Origin of the sequence: Paenibacillus sp. FSL M8-0228 (genome assembly GCF_038007385.1) — a bacterium.
Taxonomy (GTDB): domain Bacteria; phylum Bacillota; class Bacilli; order Paenibacillales; family Paenibacillaceae; genus Paenibacillus; species Paenibacillus polymyxa_D.
The window spans coordinates 1,886,377-1,902,258 of record NZ_JBBOXA010000001.1 but is presented as its reverse complement, the minus strand read 5'-3'; the positions used below and the strand labels follow the sequence as shown (position 1 = coordinate 1,902,258).

Genomic DNA, 15,882 nt, shown 5'->3' with positions numbered 1-15,882 from the left:
GTTATCCCTCGATTATCTTAGTTTTCTGAGCGATGGATCGGCGTGAGCGTTCTGGCATCGATTCGGTAATAAGTATAGCTTCCTTGAGCTCGAACAGTTTGGCGAAGGTTACTTCTCCAATTTTGCTGGAATCGGCCAACACATACGTTTTGCCTGACAACTGATGGGCTCGCCGCTTGATTAGCGCCTCTTCAGGATCAGGAGTTGTATACCCCATTTCCATATCCACCCCGTTCGTTCCTAGAAAGCACTTGTCGAATCGAAAATTGTCCAAATTTTGTAGGGCAATACTGCCAATTACGGCTTTGGTATGAATTTTCATCATCCCTCCCAGTAGATAGCTTCTGATTCTTTTACTTACCAGTGCTTCTACGTGGGATAGACCATTCGTCACGACCGTCACGTCTTTAGCTTCAATGTAAGGAATCATCGCCATCGTTGTTGTTCCCGCATCCAGATAAATACATTCGCCATCCAAAATTTCTTTGGCTGCCATGCGGGCGACTGCGTTTTTTTGTTGAACGTTTTTGAATGTTTTTTCTTCCATGCCAGGTTCCTGACTTTTCTGATTCAGTAAGGTTGCCCCACCATGAATCCGTTTTAGCAACTGACGGCCCTCAAGATCTATCAAATCGCGCCGAATTGTTGATTCAGAAGCTCCCAACAGATCAGCCAATTCCTGCAACTTTACAACACCACGTTCTTGTAAGCGCTGTATTATTAACTTGTATCTTTCCTCCGTCAGCATCTTCATTCCCCCAACTGTTTATATCGTACCACAAACCTGATAAAAAACAATCATTTTTCTCCAAAAAGATTCAAAAAAATTCATTCCAACTTCATTTTTTTACAAAATGGTGAATTCCCGCTCTAATCGACATGATTGCGTTTACATTTTAAAGAAAATTCATCTACTTTTATGTAAATTCATTCTTCTTACATAGGAATTCAGCAGTAAACGTTCAAAAACGTTCTAAAGCTTCCATCAGTACTATTTTACCATTATGCGCACAATTCGTCCCAATTTCCCTGAAACCTCATTAAGCTCATACGTAACCATTCCTGATGAGCATTAGGCACCTGTGTACACTAGCGCTGTATTTTAAAATAACAAGAGCCATGACTGCGTGCATACCGCATTCATGGCTCACCTTGTTATGATACATATTCACCCTCAATAATCTTCTCCAGATAATCTTCCGGCTGTGCAAGAAACTCAGCAAAGCTGCACACATCCGCATATTCCTGATGCTCCTCGTCATAATAACCCAGGCACTTCTGCTTTGGATTCCACACCAATATAATATCCGAGTAATTATCTACGTTTAGAGACAGACGCAACAGCTTTTGCCGACCTACCTTCATCTCAACCGTATCGATAATTGAAAAGAACTCAACAAATTGAATATCAAGATCATTTTCTGGCAGGTTCACACGGAGTTGATTCCCTGTCAGAAAGGCTATTAAATCCTTCGGAAGCTTGTAGCTTTTCAAAGCATGTCGTTTATTTTCCAGATTATGAAATGCCGGAGGCTCTACAGACTTTAAATACTCAGCCATTTCTACGTTTTTATTACTTAGTGCAATTGTATATGCCCGTTCTCCATCTTTTTCTGCCAGCGTCACATCAGCGCCTAGCTGAACCAAATACTTCACCATCGAAAAATCGTTGTTGCGCGCCGCCACTGTCAAAGGCGTGGCTTTATATGGATATACCATATTAGGGGCATTGAAATTAATATCTACGCCATGTTCCAATAGTAAAGCTACTGTTTTCAAGTCATGCTCACTAACTGCGTTGCGGAGTGTTGCTCCAGCATGCTGCTTCATATCGAGGCCCAGCTCATGGATAAGCAGCATATTACTTTTGTTACCGTAGTAGGCTTGCTCATAAGCACCAGATTTGACATGATTTTTACCGTCCAGCTTGGCGCCATGGGCGACCACATAACGGACAACCTCTTCGGTACCATAGCGAACAGCCGTCAGGAATGCGGGATTATCCTTTACATTAAGTTGAACCCCCTCATCGACCAGTAGCTTCAAGACTTCCATTTGCCCAGTGATGAGTGTAATATCCAGTGGACTTAATGTCGTATATTTGCTGAGTACGATCCCTTGTTCTATATCCCAGCCTTCGGTCAGCGCCTGGCGTAAAGCAGATATATTGCCTTGAACGATATGCATCGCTATCTCAGGAAGAACCTTGAAATTGCCTACATCTTTTAATTTAATCATGGTTACTACCTCACTCTTTATGTATCTACTATTAATCATGTATATCTATTTTATACCAACCTCTCTTTTATATAAATCCAACAGATTCCCCAAAATTCATTATTCACTCTAGCGCAAACAAGTGAGTAATAGAGGTCAAAATACCTTATAGAAGCTATAATTGTATTATGATTCTGTATACCCTGTGCAACCGAAAAGGAGAACATATGAATAGCATTCAATATTTGTCCCAATTTAATTTGCTTCATAGTCTCTCATTAGAAGATTTAATTGAAATGGATCAAATGACCTCCATTACGACTATACCGAAAAAAAACTTTATACAAACTCCAGAGACCTTTTCCGAGGGACTTTATTTTGTGAAAAAGGGCAAAGTACGTCTATATAAGCTAAATGCTGACGGGAAGCAATTTACTTTGGATATCCTCCGCGAGGGAAATGTATTTGGTGAAATGGATATGATTTCACTAGGAACAAGGGAGATGTATATAGAAACGATAGAAGAATGCGATATCTGCCGTATGGACAAAGACCGATTCGAGCATTTTTTAATAGAACATCCCAGGTTCATGATGAACATGATCAAGGTGTTAAGTGACCGAATTTCAGGAATGAGCAGTCTGGCCCAGCATTTAGCTTTGGGAAATTTACAGGATAAAATTTTGTATATTCTTCTGAAATTGTCCGATCAGTTCGCCCTCCAAAGCCGTGATGAGTATTGCAAAATCAATTTCCCTCTCTCTCATCAAGAAATTGCGAATCTGGTCGGGGCCACCCGTGAGGCTGTAACAGCTGCTCTTCAGGAGCTTGTCAAAGAAAAGGTCATTAAAACCGGCTTTAAGACGATTTACATCCATCGCGAAAAGTTAGTGAAGTTGTAAACTACATTACATCTATACTCCAACCCAAAAAAGTATCGTATACCTATCAGACAATTTACGATATGGAGTGGATGAAATGTTACAACGAAAAGGTGCTCGCAAAGGGTCAGATATTCCTAGTGATGTGCTTCAGCTGCTACAGCAAGGGCGGCTTCAGACGGTGAATCTCACCGAATGGCTGGCTGTCGATCATGTTGTACTATTACAAAATACTCTTGATGAATTTGGCTTGCAGCAATCATCCGATGTCTTCCTGACCGAATTGAATGAGCTGAAGGAAAAGAAGATCATGAAAATGATACCCGCAATCGCGCGAGCGTGGCTTCATGTGTTTGAGCAACAAGCGATAGAAGAACGTATTCGCATCTTTGATGCGATGGCCTCGCATCTTTCAGACAGCATTCGCTGCTGGGCTGCCTACATCATCGGGGTTGATCCCTGTTTAAGTGTAGAGGAAAAATTGGCTGGCATTCGCCCCTTTGCAGCGGATTCCCATTTCGGAGTACGTGAAATAGCCTGGATGGCCGTGAGAGAATCCATATCCTTGCAACTGCTTGAAGGGCTTGCCCTGTTAGACAGTTGGGTGCGAGATGAGGATGCTAACATACGTCGTTTTGCCATTGAATTAACCCGACCACAAGGCGTTTGGGCCAAGCACATCCCTGAACTAAAAGAACATCCCGAGTTGGCTCTTCCGCTCTTGGAGGCTGTTCAGTCCGATCCGGTCAAATATGTCCAGGACTCCGTTGGCAATTGGTTGAATGATGCCAGCAAAACCAGCCCGGAATGGGTTCTTCAAGTTTGTAATGCATGGCTGATGGCTTCGGATACTAAAGAAACGAAGCGAATAGTAACCCGGGCCCAAAGAAGCTTGAACAAAGAGAAATAATTAGAAGACTCCTCCCCATCCAATCCATATCTAGAGTATTCACATAAACTATTATATTTATCTGGAGTATTAGGAATGAGGAATTCCTATGTCTATTATTCAAATCTATCTGGAAGCAGACAGTATCGTATCTGGAAACATTGCTATCACAACAAGTATCAATGTCACTCCAGTGGTTAATCGTTACACAGCTATTGTCGTGCTTGGTAATATATTAGGTGGAGTGACTCACCATCCCAGCACAAAGTTTTACAAATGATAGTGGTACTTCAGTCTCGGCAAACAGTCTTGTTGTTCCGACTAGTAGCGGATACTACAATGTTTTTGTAAATGGGACGTTGCAGCGAGGCGGCTTAACAACGCTTTCTGCTACAAACCTAATTATAAATACAGGCCTGATTGTTGGCGCGACAGTAGTCGTTGAAGTTATTAATTTCAACTCTAGTGCCTCCTCAACCTCTGTCAACAATGTTCAGTAACGACTACCATAAGCGACTGAGCTACGTAAAACAGGACAAACGCCTCTTTTTTATAATTTTATAAAAAGGTAAAATTTCCTTTGTAAATATGAAACAGAGGGAGTTATTTCCATGAAATTCAATTTTGCGCATTTCCGATTTTATGTTATTGCACTGATCGCAGTGCTCATGCTTACCAGCTGCACCTCAAAAAATGCTGCAACTGCAGTCCAAACAAATTCTGATGTAGACAATGCGACTCATAGTACAACAGTTGTAGACAAAGAAAGTCAGCCTGTTCTACCCGTCACAGAGTCGCTGCCTCATACCGTTACCTCGGATAAGGATCTTGTGGCTCTTACCATTCCCGCTGGCTGGCGTAAATTTAAACAGGGACAACTGGATTCGGTGCTTAGTGTTTGTGACAAAGAAAAAAAGAATGTAGGTCTGGTTTTCCGTGTCCCCAAGTCAGCTTTTGCAAATAATATGACGCTCGACGAATTCGTACAGCAACGTGAAGAAATCTCCGCATTGGGCCTAGAAAACTTTAAGGCTGTGGATACTACCCCAATCCAGATTGATTCCACAACCGCCAGAACAGCCGATTATAGCGGGAAATACAATGGCCAACAGGTCTATTACTTCAGTGCCATGTTAGAGAGTAAGCAGCACTATCTTCAAGTATTAATCTATTCAAGGGGAGGCTCTGCAGTAGAACAACATCACGAATTTGCAACTATAGCCAGCTCCTTGAAAGTCTTAAGCGACTCACAAGTTAAGCCAGACCTTCGCTCAACAACTATTTTGAAAACATTTAAAAGTGAAGATGCCACGCAACAAATTCGTCTCCCTTATATATGGAAGACTGGTTTAATTCTTAATCCAGATGCGCTAATTCAAGCTTGGTATGAAAAAAACGATGCATACATGACGATCATCAAGGATTGGAAATCTGAACTGCCGTATGAGAAATCCTCAATGATCACATTAAAAGATTACGCTGAGTTTTCAGCTCAATTAGTACTCAAAAGGTCTGGAAAAGGGATTATTTCGACAGGACCAGTAAAGGTCAATATAAACGGGAATCAAGGCTTGCAATACGAAGTATGGGTAGAGAGTGATAAAGTAAAAATTGTATATCTAATCACTTATTTGGAACATTCCGACTCATTCTCTCAAATTATTTTTTGGACGAGAGCTGATTATTACGATAATCAAAAATCTGAATTTCAAAGATACACCAAAACATACAGAGAAGAAGAAATATAGACATGATAAAATCCGCCAAACACTTAGGAATCTTTGTGTTAAGCGGATTTTGTCTATATGACTATCACAGCTTGAAATTCTAAAAGCTTCCCCTTGTTTAGATAGGAGATGTTACTTGTACATCCTTTAATTTTTTGTGGGCTAATAAGAGATTAACTATGGTATCCAGCTGAAGGCCTTTCCATAGCTCACTATGCAGAATCTGATTAGCCCCTTCATCTTCTGAACCGTATACAAAGATGTGATCTCCCATATACTCGGGTAAAACCTCAAGTGAAATATTTTCAAATCCTTCTTTCATATTCAATGCCTTCTTGGTAGGTGGCAGCTTTAGCATCTGATAAATGGTCGGACTTCCGTAATTGCCGCCTTTCGCTGCCAAAACATATATCGATTTATTGGCGACTTGTACAATTGAAACCGTCTCTCCGTCCTTAACGATACCTTGAATTTTCGTTCTGGCCTCTGCAGCTTTCTTCTCGTATTCAGTAATCCACTGCTCGGCTTCTTTCTGCTTGCCAAAGATTTCACTGATTCTACGGAATTTATCCAGTGCTTGCACTGCCGCTTGTCCATCGCTGTTGGATGTTGTCGCTGTATGATTAGCCTTCGTTTGCGAACTTCCATTTGTATTCGTCGGAGCCGAGCAAGCTCCCAGCATCAATGATAAACACAGCATAATCATCATGGCCGTTATTTTAACTCTTCCGTGCATGAGCCTGCGATACAAGGTCGGGCTTAAGAGGTTCGATGCCCTGCCAATACAACTGCTGCAACAACTCGTATACAAATTGATGAAACAAGGCTTTAACATGCAGTTTGCCAAGTCCAGAAGCTCCACGCCATTCTTGCTCCAACAGCTTCACTTTCTCGTACAGGGACAGCGGGTAATGTGGTGCGAAAGCATACTGATTCTGAAAGGGATTTTCCTTTTCCAGCAATTGTGCTATCTCTTTGCGATCAGGCAGGGCCAACGTCGCCCTGTACAAAATGATGTAATATTCAAGCACATCCTCCGCCAGGATACTCAGGCACATTCCTTTTCCGCCATGCAGTACATGGAAACGCTCTATCCTGTGAATACTGTTATCCAACCGTACCCGTGGACTTCCACGCACGGCATATAAGAACGCACTGGCAGGAAGTCGATAGGCTCGAAGCTCCTCTCCTTTTTCGATCTTCCTATGACGAACATCCATCACCTGTATAAAAACATGATTCCACAGCAAAATGTGATCGTTCAACTTCATTACTACCGCTCAGCCCCCATCCAAACCGTTCCTTCAGTTCTTATTCCGTCCTATCAGAATTAAATTTATTATAATTGATAATCATTCTCACAAGCAATCGAATATATCCAACTTCCTCTGAATAGTTTAAAACCATTAATTATGTATGTATATATCAAAATATAAGTAAAAAAGCCCTGCAAAAGGGCTACAGATTGTCGAGAAACCCCGTCATTTTGAGACGTGGGTTTCTTTTTTACATCATAATGCTTTGGTCTCTGGAGAAGCAGGGGGGGTTACCCCTGTTTCTCCAGGCGATCTAGGTGGATCGCCATCTTCTTCATGTTCTGCACGGCTGCCGTCATAAGGGCTTGTTCCCTGACGTTTGGAAGACCGCGCAAACGGCAATAGCGAAACCCATGGAGCTCTTTGGCATCCGCGAAGCTTCGCTCAATCGTCTCTTTTCGTTTGCGGTACAGCTTTTTACCAGATGGGCTCAGCCGGTTGCTCCGTACCCACTCTTTGCTGTCTTCCCAGACATGCCGAGTCACCACTTTGCGGTGGTTTCGAGACTGGGTACACTGACTTAGCAGTGGGCAATGCTGGCACTGAGCTGGGTCAGAGGCATACTGCCGGTATCCCTTACGGTCCGTCGTTCGGTAGGGCAGTTCCTGTTGGGCTGGGCATCTATACGCATTGCGTTTGGCATCGTATTCAAACTTCCATTTCGGAAACAGTCCTTGTCTGGGATGGAATCTTCGGTGAGCAATCACGGCAAAAATCTTTCGGTTCTGCAAACCTCGGCAAATCGGCGTTGTTAAATAACCTGAATCTAGTGCAACAGCTTCTACTTGAAAACCAAAACGTTCTCTTTGGCGATCCAAACGGGACAAATAGGGGACAGAATCATGTACATTCCCTGGTGTCACATGCACGTCCGTAATCAGATTGTACTTCATATCCACCGTGCGGTGGTCCAGATAGAAGAAGCCTTCGGGCTTGCCATCACGGATCATATAGCCGCTGTCCGGGTCTGTTTTGCTCACTTTAATTTCTTTTTCTTCGTTCACTTCCTCTCGGGATTTTAAGGCTTTTTTCCGTGGTTTCTCCGGTCATCCTTCACCGCTTCGTTCAGCTCGTCCATATAGTCTTTAGTATTCTGCAACACTTGTTCTTTGGTGTACTGGTGCCTGTTAGCATTGGCTTTGACGTGTGTGGAATCGGTGACGAGAACACGCCCACCCACCATTCGGTGAGAGATCGCCTGCAGCACAATTTCATCGAAGATATCTTGAAAGATCGTGGTGTCTTTAAAGCGAGTGCGACGATTCCAGCTAATCGTCGTATGGTCCGGAACTTTATCCGTTAAGCCCAACCCCAGAAACCAACGATAAGCTAGGTTCGTCTGAATTTCTCGCTCGAGTTGCCGTTCTGAGCGAATGCCATAGAAATAACCGAGAAAGATCATTTTAAACAATACGGTAGGATCAATGGCAGGACGCCCGTTGTCTGCACAATACAGTGGTCGAACTTTATCATCGATAAACGAAAAATCGATATACTTATCTACTTTGCGGAGCAAGTGATCTTGAGGAACCAGATCTTCGATGGAAACAAATTCGTAGGATTGTTGTTTTTCGCGGTTGGAGCGTAGCATATCAACACCATCCGTTCTACAATAGTTACCTATATTATACAACATTAACGCGGTGTCGTCTTAAACAAAATTAACATAAAATAGGCTGTCGAGACTTTCTCGACAGCCTGAAGCCCTGCAAAAGGGCTATCTTTCTTGCGATTCATTCTACTGTCGATTAAAGCTCTACCTGTATGGCTATGTTCCAAATCGTTTGCGGTACCCGCATTTTCGGCATAACTCTTCTACCGCTTCTCTTTTGGAGAACCCGAAGTACAGACGGTTTGCACGCTCCCCTTCCACAATGTCGGAAAAAGATTGCTCATGCACATTACCTAAATTAATGACACCTTCTCCATCCAGACAGCAAGGGACCACCGTTCCATCCACCAATATCGCTGCTTGGCTACGGAGTGCATGGCAAAAGCCTTTTCCGTCATCTTCCGGGGCACTGAGGCTCGGCCATTCAAATTCGTGGTCCTGATTCAAATAAACGTTTGGTGCGATTTTGACCCCACTACCCGGTATCACCTTTTCCTCAATCCGATAGTCCAGTCCAAACTCTTGCTCCAGTCGTTCAAGTGTTTCCCGATTGCGCTGACGCTGCACATTAGTCAAATTATCTTCAGTCAAGTTCCAGAGACGGAACGAAATAATGACATTGTGTTTCACCGCTTCTCTTACAAACGTGAAAATATTACCCAAATATCCTTCTCGATCCACGGAGCCTTCATGTCCGTCAAAACTATGGAGAGAGAAGTTCATCTGACGCAGCGCTGGTTGCCCAAGCAGCTTATGTCCGGTCTTCGGCAGCAAGGTACCATTAGTGGTAATATTGACCTTTAAGCCTTTCTCATGAGCACTTTCCAGTAAAAGATCAATTTTCGGATGGAGCAACGGCTCTCCTTTTACATGCAAATAGATATAATCTGTATGTGGTTTGACCTGATCAAGCACATTTCGAAAGACTTCCGGATCAATAAATTTTTTGACACGCTGTGTTTGAGGACAAAAGCTGCATGCGAGATTGCAAATGCTCGTTATCTCAATGTATACCTTTTTAAAAGTTTTCAACATGATTTCCCCATTCTAACCTTCATCCTGAGCATCTTGTTTATGCTCACTAATCTTATGATTATAACGGGTTATCACCGACAGGTAAACTCTCCAGTCTCCCCCTTGGTGTGGGCATCAAATGCTCGACACCTACGCCTATCCAAGATTTGTTTGATATTTTCTATTGACCCTAGGTCTGACCTAAGGTTTATAGTGGAGTTATTCAAATATCAGTAAGGAGTCCTCTCATTGAAAGAACACATTACGATCAGCCAGCTTGCTCAGCTTATGAATGTATCTGTACATCAACTGCGATATTTTGAAGAAAAGGGAATCCTCTATCCATCACATACTGAAGAAAATCAATATCGGATGTACGGGCTTCATGAGATTTATCAGCTATCGCATATTTTATTACTACGTAAATTAAATGTCCCTGTCGGTCAGATTCAAGAATGTATGACTTCCTATGCTGCCGATGATTATAACCAGCTTTTAGAGCATTCGTTGCAAAAAGTACAAGCTGAAATAGCTAACTTAAAGATGCATGAACAGTTTATTCACAAAGTGTTAGAAGAATATAATAATCGGACCCAGCAGGGCGATGAGTATCAAGTCAAACGATTAGGTCCCCGTCATTTAAAGCTATGGTTTGCATTGGAGAATGGTCAAGAGTTCACTGCCGGAAACCTATTTGAACACCGCCCTGCCCCACCTCGATTATTTGAAAATGACATGCATTACTTGCCTGATGCTGGACAGTTGAAGCTGTGTTATGAAACGGCGGATGTGGCTGACTATATTCTGGAAGAAGGCAACTATCTTTATAAGCATCTTTCCGTCATTGAAGAACCTGAGATTGATTATGAGATCAAACAAATGGAACGATATGTAGCTCATCACCAATATAACTGCCAAAGCAAGATCATTCTAGTAGAAAAATCTTATCTTTCGATGTTCGACAACAACAAGCTACAATATGAAATTCAAGTCAAAGTAGAATAAATCTTGGAGGTGTTACATGAGTGCAAAATCTTTTGACATTGTTGCATACCAAAAACAAGACCATGAAGCTGTTTGCAGTCTTTTAGTCGAATCGTTTAAAGCAAAATTCCAATCTCTTGTTACACTAGAGGATCAAGCTACACAGCAGTTGTTAATGCAGGTTTGGGTTCAAAATCCTTATTCTACATCTATGAAACAATTTGTAGCCAAAGAAAACGAAGAAGTTATCGGTGTTCTTTCCCTTAAATGGAAACCCTCCTACTCTTCACTTCCTGAAACAAACCCCATTTCTTTGACTCCGCTCCTAAAACAGTTTGGTTGTTTCAATGTATTTAAATTTTTGGCAGGTATGCATGCGCTAGAGTATACCCCCGCTGCAAATGAGTGTTACATTGATCATTTGGCGATTCGTTCAAGTCATCGTAATCAGGGAATAGGACGCCATCTTGTAGCTTTCGCACAGCAATTTTCGGTTGAATCTGGTTTTCATGCATTGACGCTTCACGTAGCGCATAAGAACCAAGGGGCTATCCGTTTGTATCACCAACTGGCGTTTGAAGTAAAACAATCCAAATATAATGGGTTACGGCATTTTTGGTTCAAGGAGCCTGTATGGCATCTGATGAGTTGGAAAGAGAACCTGCATTCGAGGAGAGAGCATCATTGAAAAAAACACTCAAGCTTACTTTTGGTATTGCGGCAGCTCTGGCTGCTGTCTCGGTACTCATTGTTCTATATCAAAATTCCTACAAGATGACAGAAGAAAAAATACAAATCACGACACCTAAAGGGCTGTTAACAGGTACATTAACTTTGCCTAAAAACTACTCGGGAAAGATTGGATTGGTTATTTTTGTCCATGGGGATGGTCCTATTAATGACACCTATGATGATGGATACAAACCACTGTGGGAAAAGTTCGCTTCCAAGGGTTATGCATCCTTGTCACTGAATAAGCCCGGTATTAACAGCGCTCCTGGCAACTGGCTCGCCCAAAGCATGGAGGACCGCGCACAGGAGATCCGATATGCAATAGACTGGGCAAGAAGCTTACCTATGATTGATAAGCAAAAAATCGGCCTATGGGGAGCCAGTCAAGCAGGATGGGTCATTCCGAAGATCGTTAAAGAGGAGCATGATATAGCATTCAGCATCCTTGTATCGCCTGCCGTGAACTGGATTTCCCAAGGACAATTTAATACCAGAAAAGAACTGGAGCGAGAAGGAGTTACTCCGCAAGAAATTCAAAAGACATTGAACTACGATCAAGAGATTCTACAGTTACTGAAAAGACAGGCTTCTTATGAAGAATATCTAAGCATAGCCGATCCTGACGATATGATTTCCAAAGAAAGATGGAGCTTTATACGCAAAAATTTTCTGTCTGATTCCACCGAAGAATTAAGTCACTTCCATTCTCCTGTACTCTTGGTTCTGGCTGGAAAAGATATTAATGTTGATGCAAAGGATACCGAGCGAGTCTATCGCCAGAAGATACCTCCAGAACTGCTGTCCGTGATTCATTTACCTGAAGCCGACCACTCCATGATGGATGAAAAAATCGCGCGTTCAAAATCTCTAACTTTTTTAACAGCCGTATTCGCCCCAAGAAAATTGGTGAATGACGAGTATCTCGAAATCCTTGCCAATTATGTCAGTGAGCGTTAAACAATGATGTTTTTTTCATACTTCTTTTGAATATGCTGATAAAAAATCCATCTTTTTTGAGTATACGATTTTCTTAATGCGGTCTACAGACAGTCCACATTGTTCTGAGAGTTCGTCAATGGGCAGCCCATGTCTGCAAATAACTAGTCCTTGCACTCGTGAACAATGGGTTGCAATTAAAAAAGACGTCTATTTCCTTTAGGATCTGTTTTCTGTGCAGTCAGTTACGCGCTCATTCCACCCATAACTGTTCCCGGTTAGACTGGGAATAGATCTATAAACAACAAAAAAACGGCATCTCTGCCGTTTTTTCTAAAAAGATGGACTCTCAGGGACTCGAACCCTGGACCAATTGATTAAGAGTCAACTGCTCTACCAACTGAGCTAAGAGTCCATAATAAAAGTTTGGTGGAGCCTAGGGGGATCGAACCCCTGACCTCATCGCTGCCAGCGATGCGCTCTCCCAGCTGAGCTAAGGCCCCATCATAAGCAAGTTTTATCAACGTTTCAAGCGACTTCTATATCATATAAAATATTTAACCCTGTGTCAATACTTTTATAAAAAAATATAATTTTCTCCCTTCATGGCCCAGAAAAGATACAGTCAGCGATCAGTCGCTGGCTGTATCTTTAGATAACAGTGTTTTCAGTTCCTTCATAAACATATTGATGTCTTTAAACTGACGATAGACGGACGCAAAACGTACGTAGGCGACTTCATCCACTGGGTAAAGCTGTTCCATGACCAGCTCACCAATCTGCTGGCTATCCACTTCTGTGGCTGCTGTGTTGCGGATAGCGTTCTCCACCTGGGATACGATCATATCCAGTTGCTCGACGGATACTGGACGCTTCTCGCAGGCTCGAATGAGACCGCGCAGCATTTTATCACGACTAAACTCTTCACGGCTGCCGTCTTTTTTGATGACCATGAGAGGGGTTTCCTCCACCATTTCAAAGGTGGTAAAACGCCTGGCACACTGCTCACATTCACGGCGGCGACGGATGGACTTGTTATCATTCGCAGGTCGCGAATCCAGCACTTTCGTGCCATTGTAGGCACAATACGGACATTTCATAATCTCACCACTTTCTTTTTCCAATAAATTCCCGAAGACTTTTAGTAATAATTTTGTCAAAACAGATCATAATATGTTTACCATATCGCGAGGAGGTGAACAACAATGGCACAAGGAAACAATGGCAACTCCAACAATCTGGTAGTCAGCAGATCCTCCGGCGCTCTGGAGCAAATGAAATTTGAAATCGCTCAAGAGTTGGGTATCAGCATTCCTCAAGATGGATACCAAGGTAATATGACTTCCTATGAGAACGGTTCGATCGGGGGCTACATCACAAAACGCCTCGTAACGATCGCTGAACAACAATTGGCAGGTCAATACCAATAATCGCGGTAATAATGCAAAAATAACAAGAAAAAGTGTCTGGATGGGCTGGTAAAAACAGCCTGTCCAACGCTTTTTTCATTTTAAAGCGAAAAGCTCATCATGTCATTAACTTGGATTTAAAAATCATTATAAATTTTCGTGTATTGCCTGTAGTAATAAATGACCCGCTGTACATAATGTCGTGTTTCACCAAAAGGGATTTGCTTGATGGACTCTTCTTTTCCATCCCACACTCCCTTATCCAGCCACTCTTGAACTTTACCCGGCCCTGCATTGTAAGCAGCTACGATTGCTACAGGATTATCCTGAAACTTTATGGATAGGTTATGCAAATACCAGGTTCCCAGCTCAATATTGGTGCCAGGCTCGTGCTTGACTCTGTCCAGCGGAACCTTTTGAATCTGGGCGCTGTCCATAATCCAATTTGCCGTATTCGGCATAATCTGCATCAGCCCTAGCGCCCCCTTATGTGACTGCTTACTGGTTTTAAAATTGGTTTCTACACGGATAATAGACGCCACCAAAAATGGGTCTACTTCATACGTCTGTGAATACTGCCGAATCTCATCCTTATATTGAATTGGATAGAACCAGGGCATCCAATTTGAATTAAGGAATAGAATCAGGACAAACCCGACAAACAAAATGAGCAGGACTCTTTTCTTTCGCAAAATATTCATGCAAGTCCCTTCCGCTGCCAAAATTGATCAATTTGTCGCTTCGTCTCAGTCTGTGTTCCGCTATTATCAATAACGATATCGGCCAAGCTTTTCTTTTGCTCAATATCCATTTGTGCGGACAGCCGAAGTCCAGCTTGCTCCTCCGTCAGACCGTCTCTGAGCACCAGACGCTGGAGCTGAATATCACGTGGTACGTACACAACCATAATTTCCTCGTACAAGCTCTCAAGCCCCGACTCGTACAGTAACGGAATATCTGCCAAAACAAGCTTGTTCGGCTGTTCCCGTTCGAATGCTTCCATGCGCATACGCATTTCCTCACGAATAGCAGGATGTGTAATATCGTTAAGTGCCTGCCGCTGGGCAGGGTCTCCGAATACAATCTCTCCCAGCTTTTTGCGATGCAGAGTTCCGTCACTGTTCACTATAGCTTGTCCAAAATGCTGTATGACCGCCGCCAACACCGGATGCCCCGGAAGCATCACTTCCCGGGCAATGGCATCTGCGTCGATCAGCAGCGCACCTTTGGCGACCAAAAGAGCCGACACGGTGCTTTTTCCGGTAGCAATACCTCCGGTTAATCCGATATTCATGCTCTTTCACCTCATAACAGCTTCAATATGCCCATCATAATCAGTAATAATGCCGGCAATACACCCAGCGCCTTCATAAATCGAAATGCTGATAGAAAGAAACCTGCCTTCATCCCTGCAATCAAAAATGTTCCACTGAATAACGTAATAGCCAGCGCAGTAGACAGTGGTTGAAAACCAAGCATAGCTGCCCCGAGTCCCGCTCCGAACGCATCGACCGATAATGCAATACCCAGCCAAACCGCTTCGGTAGCAGATATACTGCCGGAACGGTCCATATCCGCAGCAGACGGGCTTCGAAGAATCCGAATAACAAGCCCCCATTTGCGAAACTCCAGAGAAAATACTGTTCGTTCCTGCTGCTCCACAGAAGCTTCTGCCGACAGATCTTTTCTTGAGCTGGGGAAAGACTCGGTATCAGCATTCTCCATACCCTCCTTCTCCCCAAGAACAGATCTGCTCGCTGGATCAGTCTGTTTTGTAAGAAGCAGACCCCGAGAGGGCTCCACTGAATCCTCTGGCAAATCCTCTTTGCGGTGCAGAGCTTGAATCAAAGAGTAACAGCCAATACAGATCAGGATGACAGCACCGAAAACGGTCGTATATACAGGAGACAGGACACGAGATAGTAATGCGCCCAATTGCATGGATATGCCGATCACCAAACCTGAACATACGGAGATGATAGCAATCGACAACAGTGGAATTTTCATTTTGCGCAGACCATATGTAACACCGACTCCGAAACTGTCCAAACTTAGCGCAAATGCCAGTAACAGCAGGGCTCCCCAATGATTAGCCACTCCAATTCCCTCCCATTGCGAAGGCAGGGCCTTATAACAACCGAAACCCTCCGCAGTATTGGTACTTG

General features: G+C 43.1%; 19 protein-coding genes and 2 tRNA genes. 9 read left to right on the top strand and 12 right to left on the bottom strand.

The window, feature by feature from the left end; translation table 11 throughout:
- Position 1: 1 nt before the first annotated feature.
- Both MKY98_RS08910 and MKY98_RS08905 read right to left on the bottom strand, forming a co-directional pair.
- Positions 2-748: a DeoR/GlpR family DNA-binding transcription regulator gene (locus MKY98_RS08910; RefSeq protein WP_029516644.1), complete on the bottom strand. Its 747-nt coding sequence runs from the start codon at positions 746-748 to the stop codon at positions 2-4.
- Between the two features lie 407 nt (positions 749-1,155).
- On the bottom strand, positions 1,156-2,238 hold the full coding sequence (locus MKY98_RS08905; RefSeq protein ID WP_069012184.1) for an ankyrin repeat domain-containing protein: 1,083 nt from the start codon (positions 2,236-2,238) through the stop codon (positions 1,156-1,158).
- A gap of 206 nt (positions 2,239-2,444) precedes the next feature.
- On the opposite strand from MKY98_RS08905, the gene MKY98_RS08900 reads away from it, so the two are divergent.
- From MKY98_RS08900 to MKY98_RS08880, 5 genes are all read left to right on the top strand, one after another.
- Positions 2,445-3,119 carry a Crp/Fnr family transcriptional regulator gene (locus MKY98_RS08900; protein WP_069012185.1) on the top strand — a complete coding sequence of 225 codons (675 nt, stop codon included), beginning with the start codon at positions 2,445-2,447 and terminating at the stop codon, positions 3,117-3,119.
- 76 nt (positions 3,120-3,195) lie between these two features.
- Positions 3,196-4,008 carry a DNA alkylation repair protein gene (locus MKY98_RS08895; protein WP_069012186.1) on the top strand — a complete coding sequence of 271 codons (813 nt, stop codon included), beginning with the start codon at positions 3,196-3,198 and terminating at the stop codon, positions 4,006-4,008.
- 88 nt (positions 4,009-4,096) lie between these two features.
- Positions 4,097-4,267 (top strand): hypothetical protein, encoded by a 171-nt coding sequence (locus MKY98_RS08890; RefSeq protein WP_245231557.1) that lies wholly within the window; start codon positions 4,097-4,099, stop codon positions 4,265-4,267.
- Positions 4,242-4,487: a DUF4183 domain-containing protein gene (locus MKY98_RS08885; RefSeq protein WP_256026104.1), complete on the top strand. Its 246-nt coding sequence runs from the start codon at positions 4,242-4,244 to the stop codon at positions 4,485-4,487. Before MKY98_RS08890 ends, MKY98_RS08885 begins: the two co-directional genes overlap by 26 nt.
- A gap of 111 nt (positions 4,488-4,598) precedes the next feature.
- Complete coding sequence (locus MKY98_RS08880; protein ID WP_069012187.1) at positions 4,599-5,735, top strand: hypothetical protein; 1,137 nt, start codon at positions 4,599-4,601, stop codon at positions 5,733-5,735.
- A gap of 97 nt (positions 5,736-5,832) precedes the next feature.
- Here MKY98_RS08880 and MKY98_RS08875 read toward each other — a convergent pair whose 3' ends face one another.
- The 4 genes from MKY98_RS08875 to MKY98_RS08860 form a co-directional block, all read right to left on the bottom strand.
- Entirely contained in the window at positions 5,833-6,423 is a 591-nt protein-coding gene (locus MKY98_RS08875) for an ABC transporter substrate-binding protein (protein WP_069012188.1), read from the bottom strand.
- Positions 6,424-6,433: 10 nt separating this feature from the next.
- Positions 6,434-6,985 carry a hypothetical protein gene (locus tag MKY98_RS08870; protein WP_256026103.1) on the bottom strand — a complete coding sequence of 184 codons (552 nt, stop codon included), beginning with the start codon at positions 6,983-6,985 and terminating at the stop codon, positions 6,434-6,436.
- Positions 6,986-7,260: 275 nt separating this feature from the next.
- A protein-coding gene (locus MKY98_RS08865) for an IS1182 family transposase (protein ID WP_241113430.1) occupies positions 7,261-8,621 on the bottom strand; the annotation gives its coding sequence in 2 pieces (ribosomal slippage) (positions 7,261-8,054 and positions 8,054-8,621; 1,362 coding nt in all).
- Positions 8,622-8,798: 177 nt separating this feature from the next.
- The gene (locus MKY98_RS08860) at positions 8,799-9,677 is read right to left on the bottom strand and encodes a radical SAM/SPASM domain-containing protein (protein ID WP_039269916.1); all 879 of its coding nucleotides are present in this window, start codon (positions 9,675-9,677) and stop codon (positions 8,799-8,801) included.
- 228 nt (positions 9,678-9,905) lie between these two features.
- On the opposite strand from MKY98_RS08860, the gene MKY98_RS08855 reads away from it, so the two are divergent.
- The 3 genes from MKY98_RS08855 to MKY98_RS08845 are packed head-to-tail and all read left to right on the top strand — an operon-like array spanning position 9,906 to position 12,329.
- On the top strand, positions 9,906-10,661 hold the full coding sequence (locus MKY98_RS08855; RefSeq protein WP_069011193.1) for a helix-turn-helix domain-containing protein: 756 nt from the start codon (positions 9,906-9,908) through the stop codon (positions 10,659-10,661).
- Between the two features lie 16 nt (positions 10,662-10,677).
- Positions 10,678-11,328: a GNAT family N-acetyltransferase gene (locus MKY98_RS08850; RefSeq protein ID WP_141695481.1), complete on the top strand. Its 651-nt coding sequence runs from the start codon at positions 10,678-10,680 to the stop codon at positions 11,326-11,328.
- Complete coding sequence (locus MKY98_RS08845) at positions 11,325-12,329, top strand: alpha/beta hydrolase family protein (RefSeq protein WP_069011194.1); 1,005 nt, start codon at positions 11,325-11,327, stop codon at positions 12,327-12,329. Before MKY98_RS08850 ends, MKY98_RS08845 begins: the two co-directional genes overlap by 4 nt.
- A 321-nt stretch (positions 12,330-12,650) precedes the next feature.
- On the opposite strand, the gene MKY98_RS08840 is transcribed toward MKY98_RS08845, so the two are convergent.
- The 3 genes from MKY98_RS08840 to nrdR form a co-directional block, all read right to left on the bottom strand.
- A tRNA-Lys gene (locus tag MKY98_RS08840) sits at positions 12,651-12,723 on the bottom strand.
- Positions 12,724-12,735: 12 nt separating this feature from the next.
- Positions 12,736-12,811 (bottom strand) — tRNA-Ala (locus tag MKY98_RS08835).
- A gap of 129 nt (positions 12,812-12,940) precedes the next feature.
- On the bottom strand, positions 12,941-13,408 hold the full coding sequence (gene nrdR, locus MKY98_RS08830) for a transcriptional regulator NrdR (RefSeq protein ID WP_013309614.1): 468 nt from the start codon (positions 13,406-13,408) through the stop codon (positions 12,941-12,943).
- A 105-nt stretch (positions 13,409-13,513) separates the two neighbouring features.
- Here nrdR and MKY98_RS08825 point away from each other — a divergent pair, with 105 nt between their 5' ends.
- Positions 13,514-13,738, top strand: coding sequence for an alpha/beta-type small acid-soluble spore protein (locus tag MKY98_RS08825; RefSeq protein WP_025685069.1), 225 nt, complete (start codon positions 13,514-13,516; stop codon positions 13,736-13,738).
- Positions 13,739-13,854: 116 nt separating this feature from the next.
- Here MKY98_RS08825 and MKY98_RS08820 read toward each other — a convergent pair whose 3' ends face one another.
- The 3 genes from MKY98_RS08820 to MKY98_RS08810 are packed head-to-tail and all read right to left on the bottom strand — an operon-like array spanning position 13,855 to position 15,814.
- Positions 13,855-14,418, bottom strand: coding sequence for a lytic transglycosylase domain-containing protein (locus MKY98_RS08820; protein WP_069011195.1), 564 nt, complete (start codon positions 14,416-14,418; stop codon positions 13,855-13,857).
- Positions 14,415-15,011, bottom strand: a complete 597-nt coding sequence (gene coaE / locus MKY98_RS08815; RefSeq protein ID WP_039269909.1) for a dephospho-CoA kinase — start codon at positions 15,009-15,011, stop codon at positions 14,415-14,417. The genes MKY98_RS08820 and coaE overlap by 4 nt, the downstream gene beginning before the upstream one ends.
- Before the next feature lie 11 nt (positions 15,012-15,022).
- The gene (locus MKY98_RS08810) at positions 15,023-15,814 is read right to left on the bottom strand and encodes an MntP/YtaF family protein (RefSeq protein ID WP_029516631.1); all 792 of its coding nucleotides are present in this window, start codon (positions 15,812-15,814) and stop codon (positions 15,023-15,025) included.
- Positions 15,815-15,882: the final 68 nt, after the last annotated feature.

Coding starts and splice junctions, on each gene's coding strand:
- MKY98_RS08890 (WP_245231557.1), top strand. CDS start 4,097: ATGTCTATTATTCAAATCTATCTGGAAGCAGACAGTATCGTATCTGGA.
- MKY98_RS08860 (WP_039269916.1), bottom strand. CDS start 9,677: ATGTTGAAAACTTTTAAAAAGGTATACATTGAGATAACGAGCATTTGC.
- MKY98_RS08825 (WP_025685069.1), top strand. CDS start 13,514: ATGGCACAAGGAAACAATGGCAACTCCAACAATCTGGTAGTCAGCAGA.
- MKY98_RS08875 (WP_069012188.1), bottom strand. CDS start 6,423: ATGATGATTATGCTGTGTTTATCATTGATGCTGGGAGCTTGCTCGGCT.
- MKY98_RS08900 (WP_069012185.1), top strand. CDS start 2,445: ATGAATAGCATTCAATATTTGTCCCAATTTAATTTGCTTCATAGTCTC.
- MKY98_RS08870 (WP_256026103.1), bottom strand. CDS start 6,985: ATGAAGTTGAACGATCACATTTTGCTGTGGAATCATGTTTTTATACAG.
- MKY98_RS08905 (WP_069012184.1), bottom strand. CDS start 2,238: ATGATTAAATTAAAAGATGTAGGCAATTTCAAGGTTCTTCCTGAGATA.
- MKY98_RS08820 (WP_069011195.1), bottom strand. CDS start 14,418: ATGAATATTTTGCGAAAGAAAAGAGTCCTGCTCATTTTGTTTGTCGGG.
- MKY98_RS08910 (WP_029516644.1), bottom strand. CDS start 748: ATGCTGACGGAGGAAAGATACAAGTTAATAATACAGCGCTTACAAGAA.
- coaE (WP_039269909.1), bottom strand. CDS start 15,011: ATGAATATCGGATTAACCGGAGGTATTGCTACCGGAAAAAGCACCGTG.
- MKY98_RS08880 (WP_069012187.1), top strand. CDS start 4,599: ATGAAATTCAATTTTGCGCATTTCCGATTTTATGTTATTGCACTGATC.
- MKY98_RS08850 (WP_141695481.1), top strand. CDS start 10,678: ATGAGTGCAAAATCTTTTGACATTGTTGCATACCAAAAACAAGACCAT.
- nrdR (WP_013309614.1), bottom strand. CDS start 13,408: ATGAAATGTCCGTATTGTGCCTACAATGGCACGAAAGTGCTGGATTCG.
- MKY98_RS08895 (WP_069012186.1), top strand. CDS start 3,196: ATGTTACAACGAAAAGGTGCTCGCAAAGGGTCAGATATTCCTAGTGAT.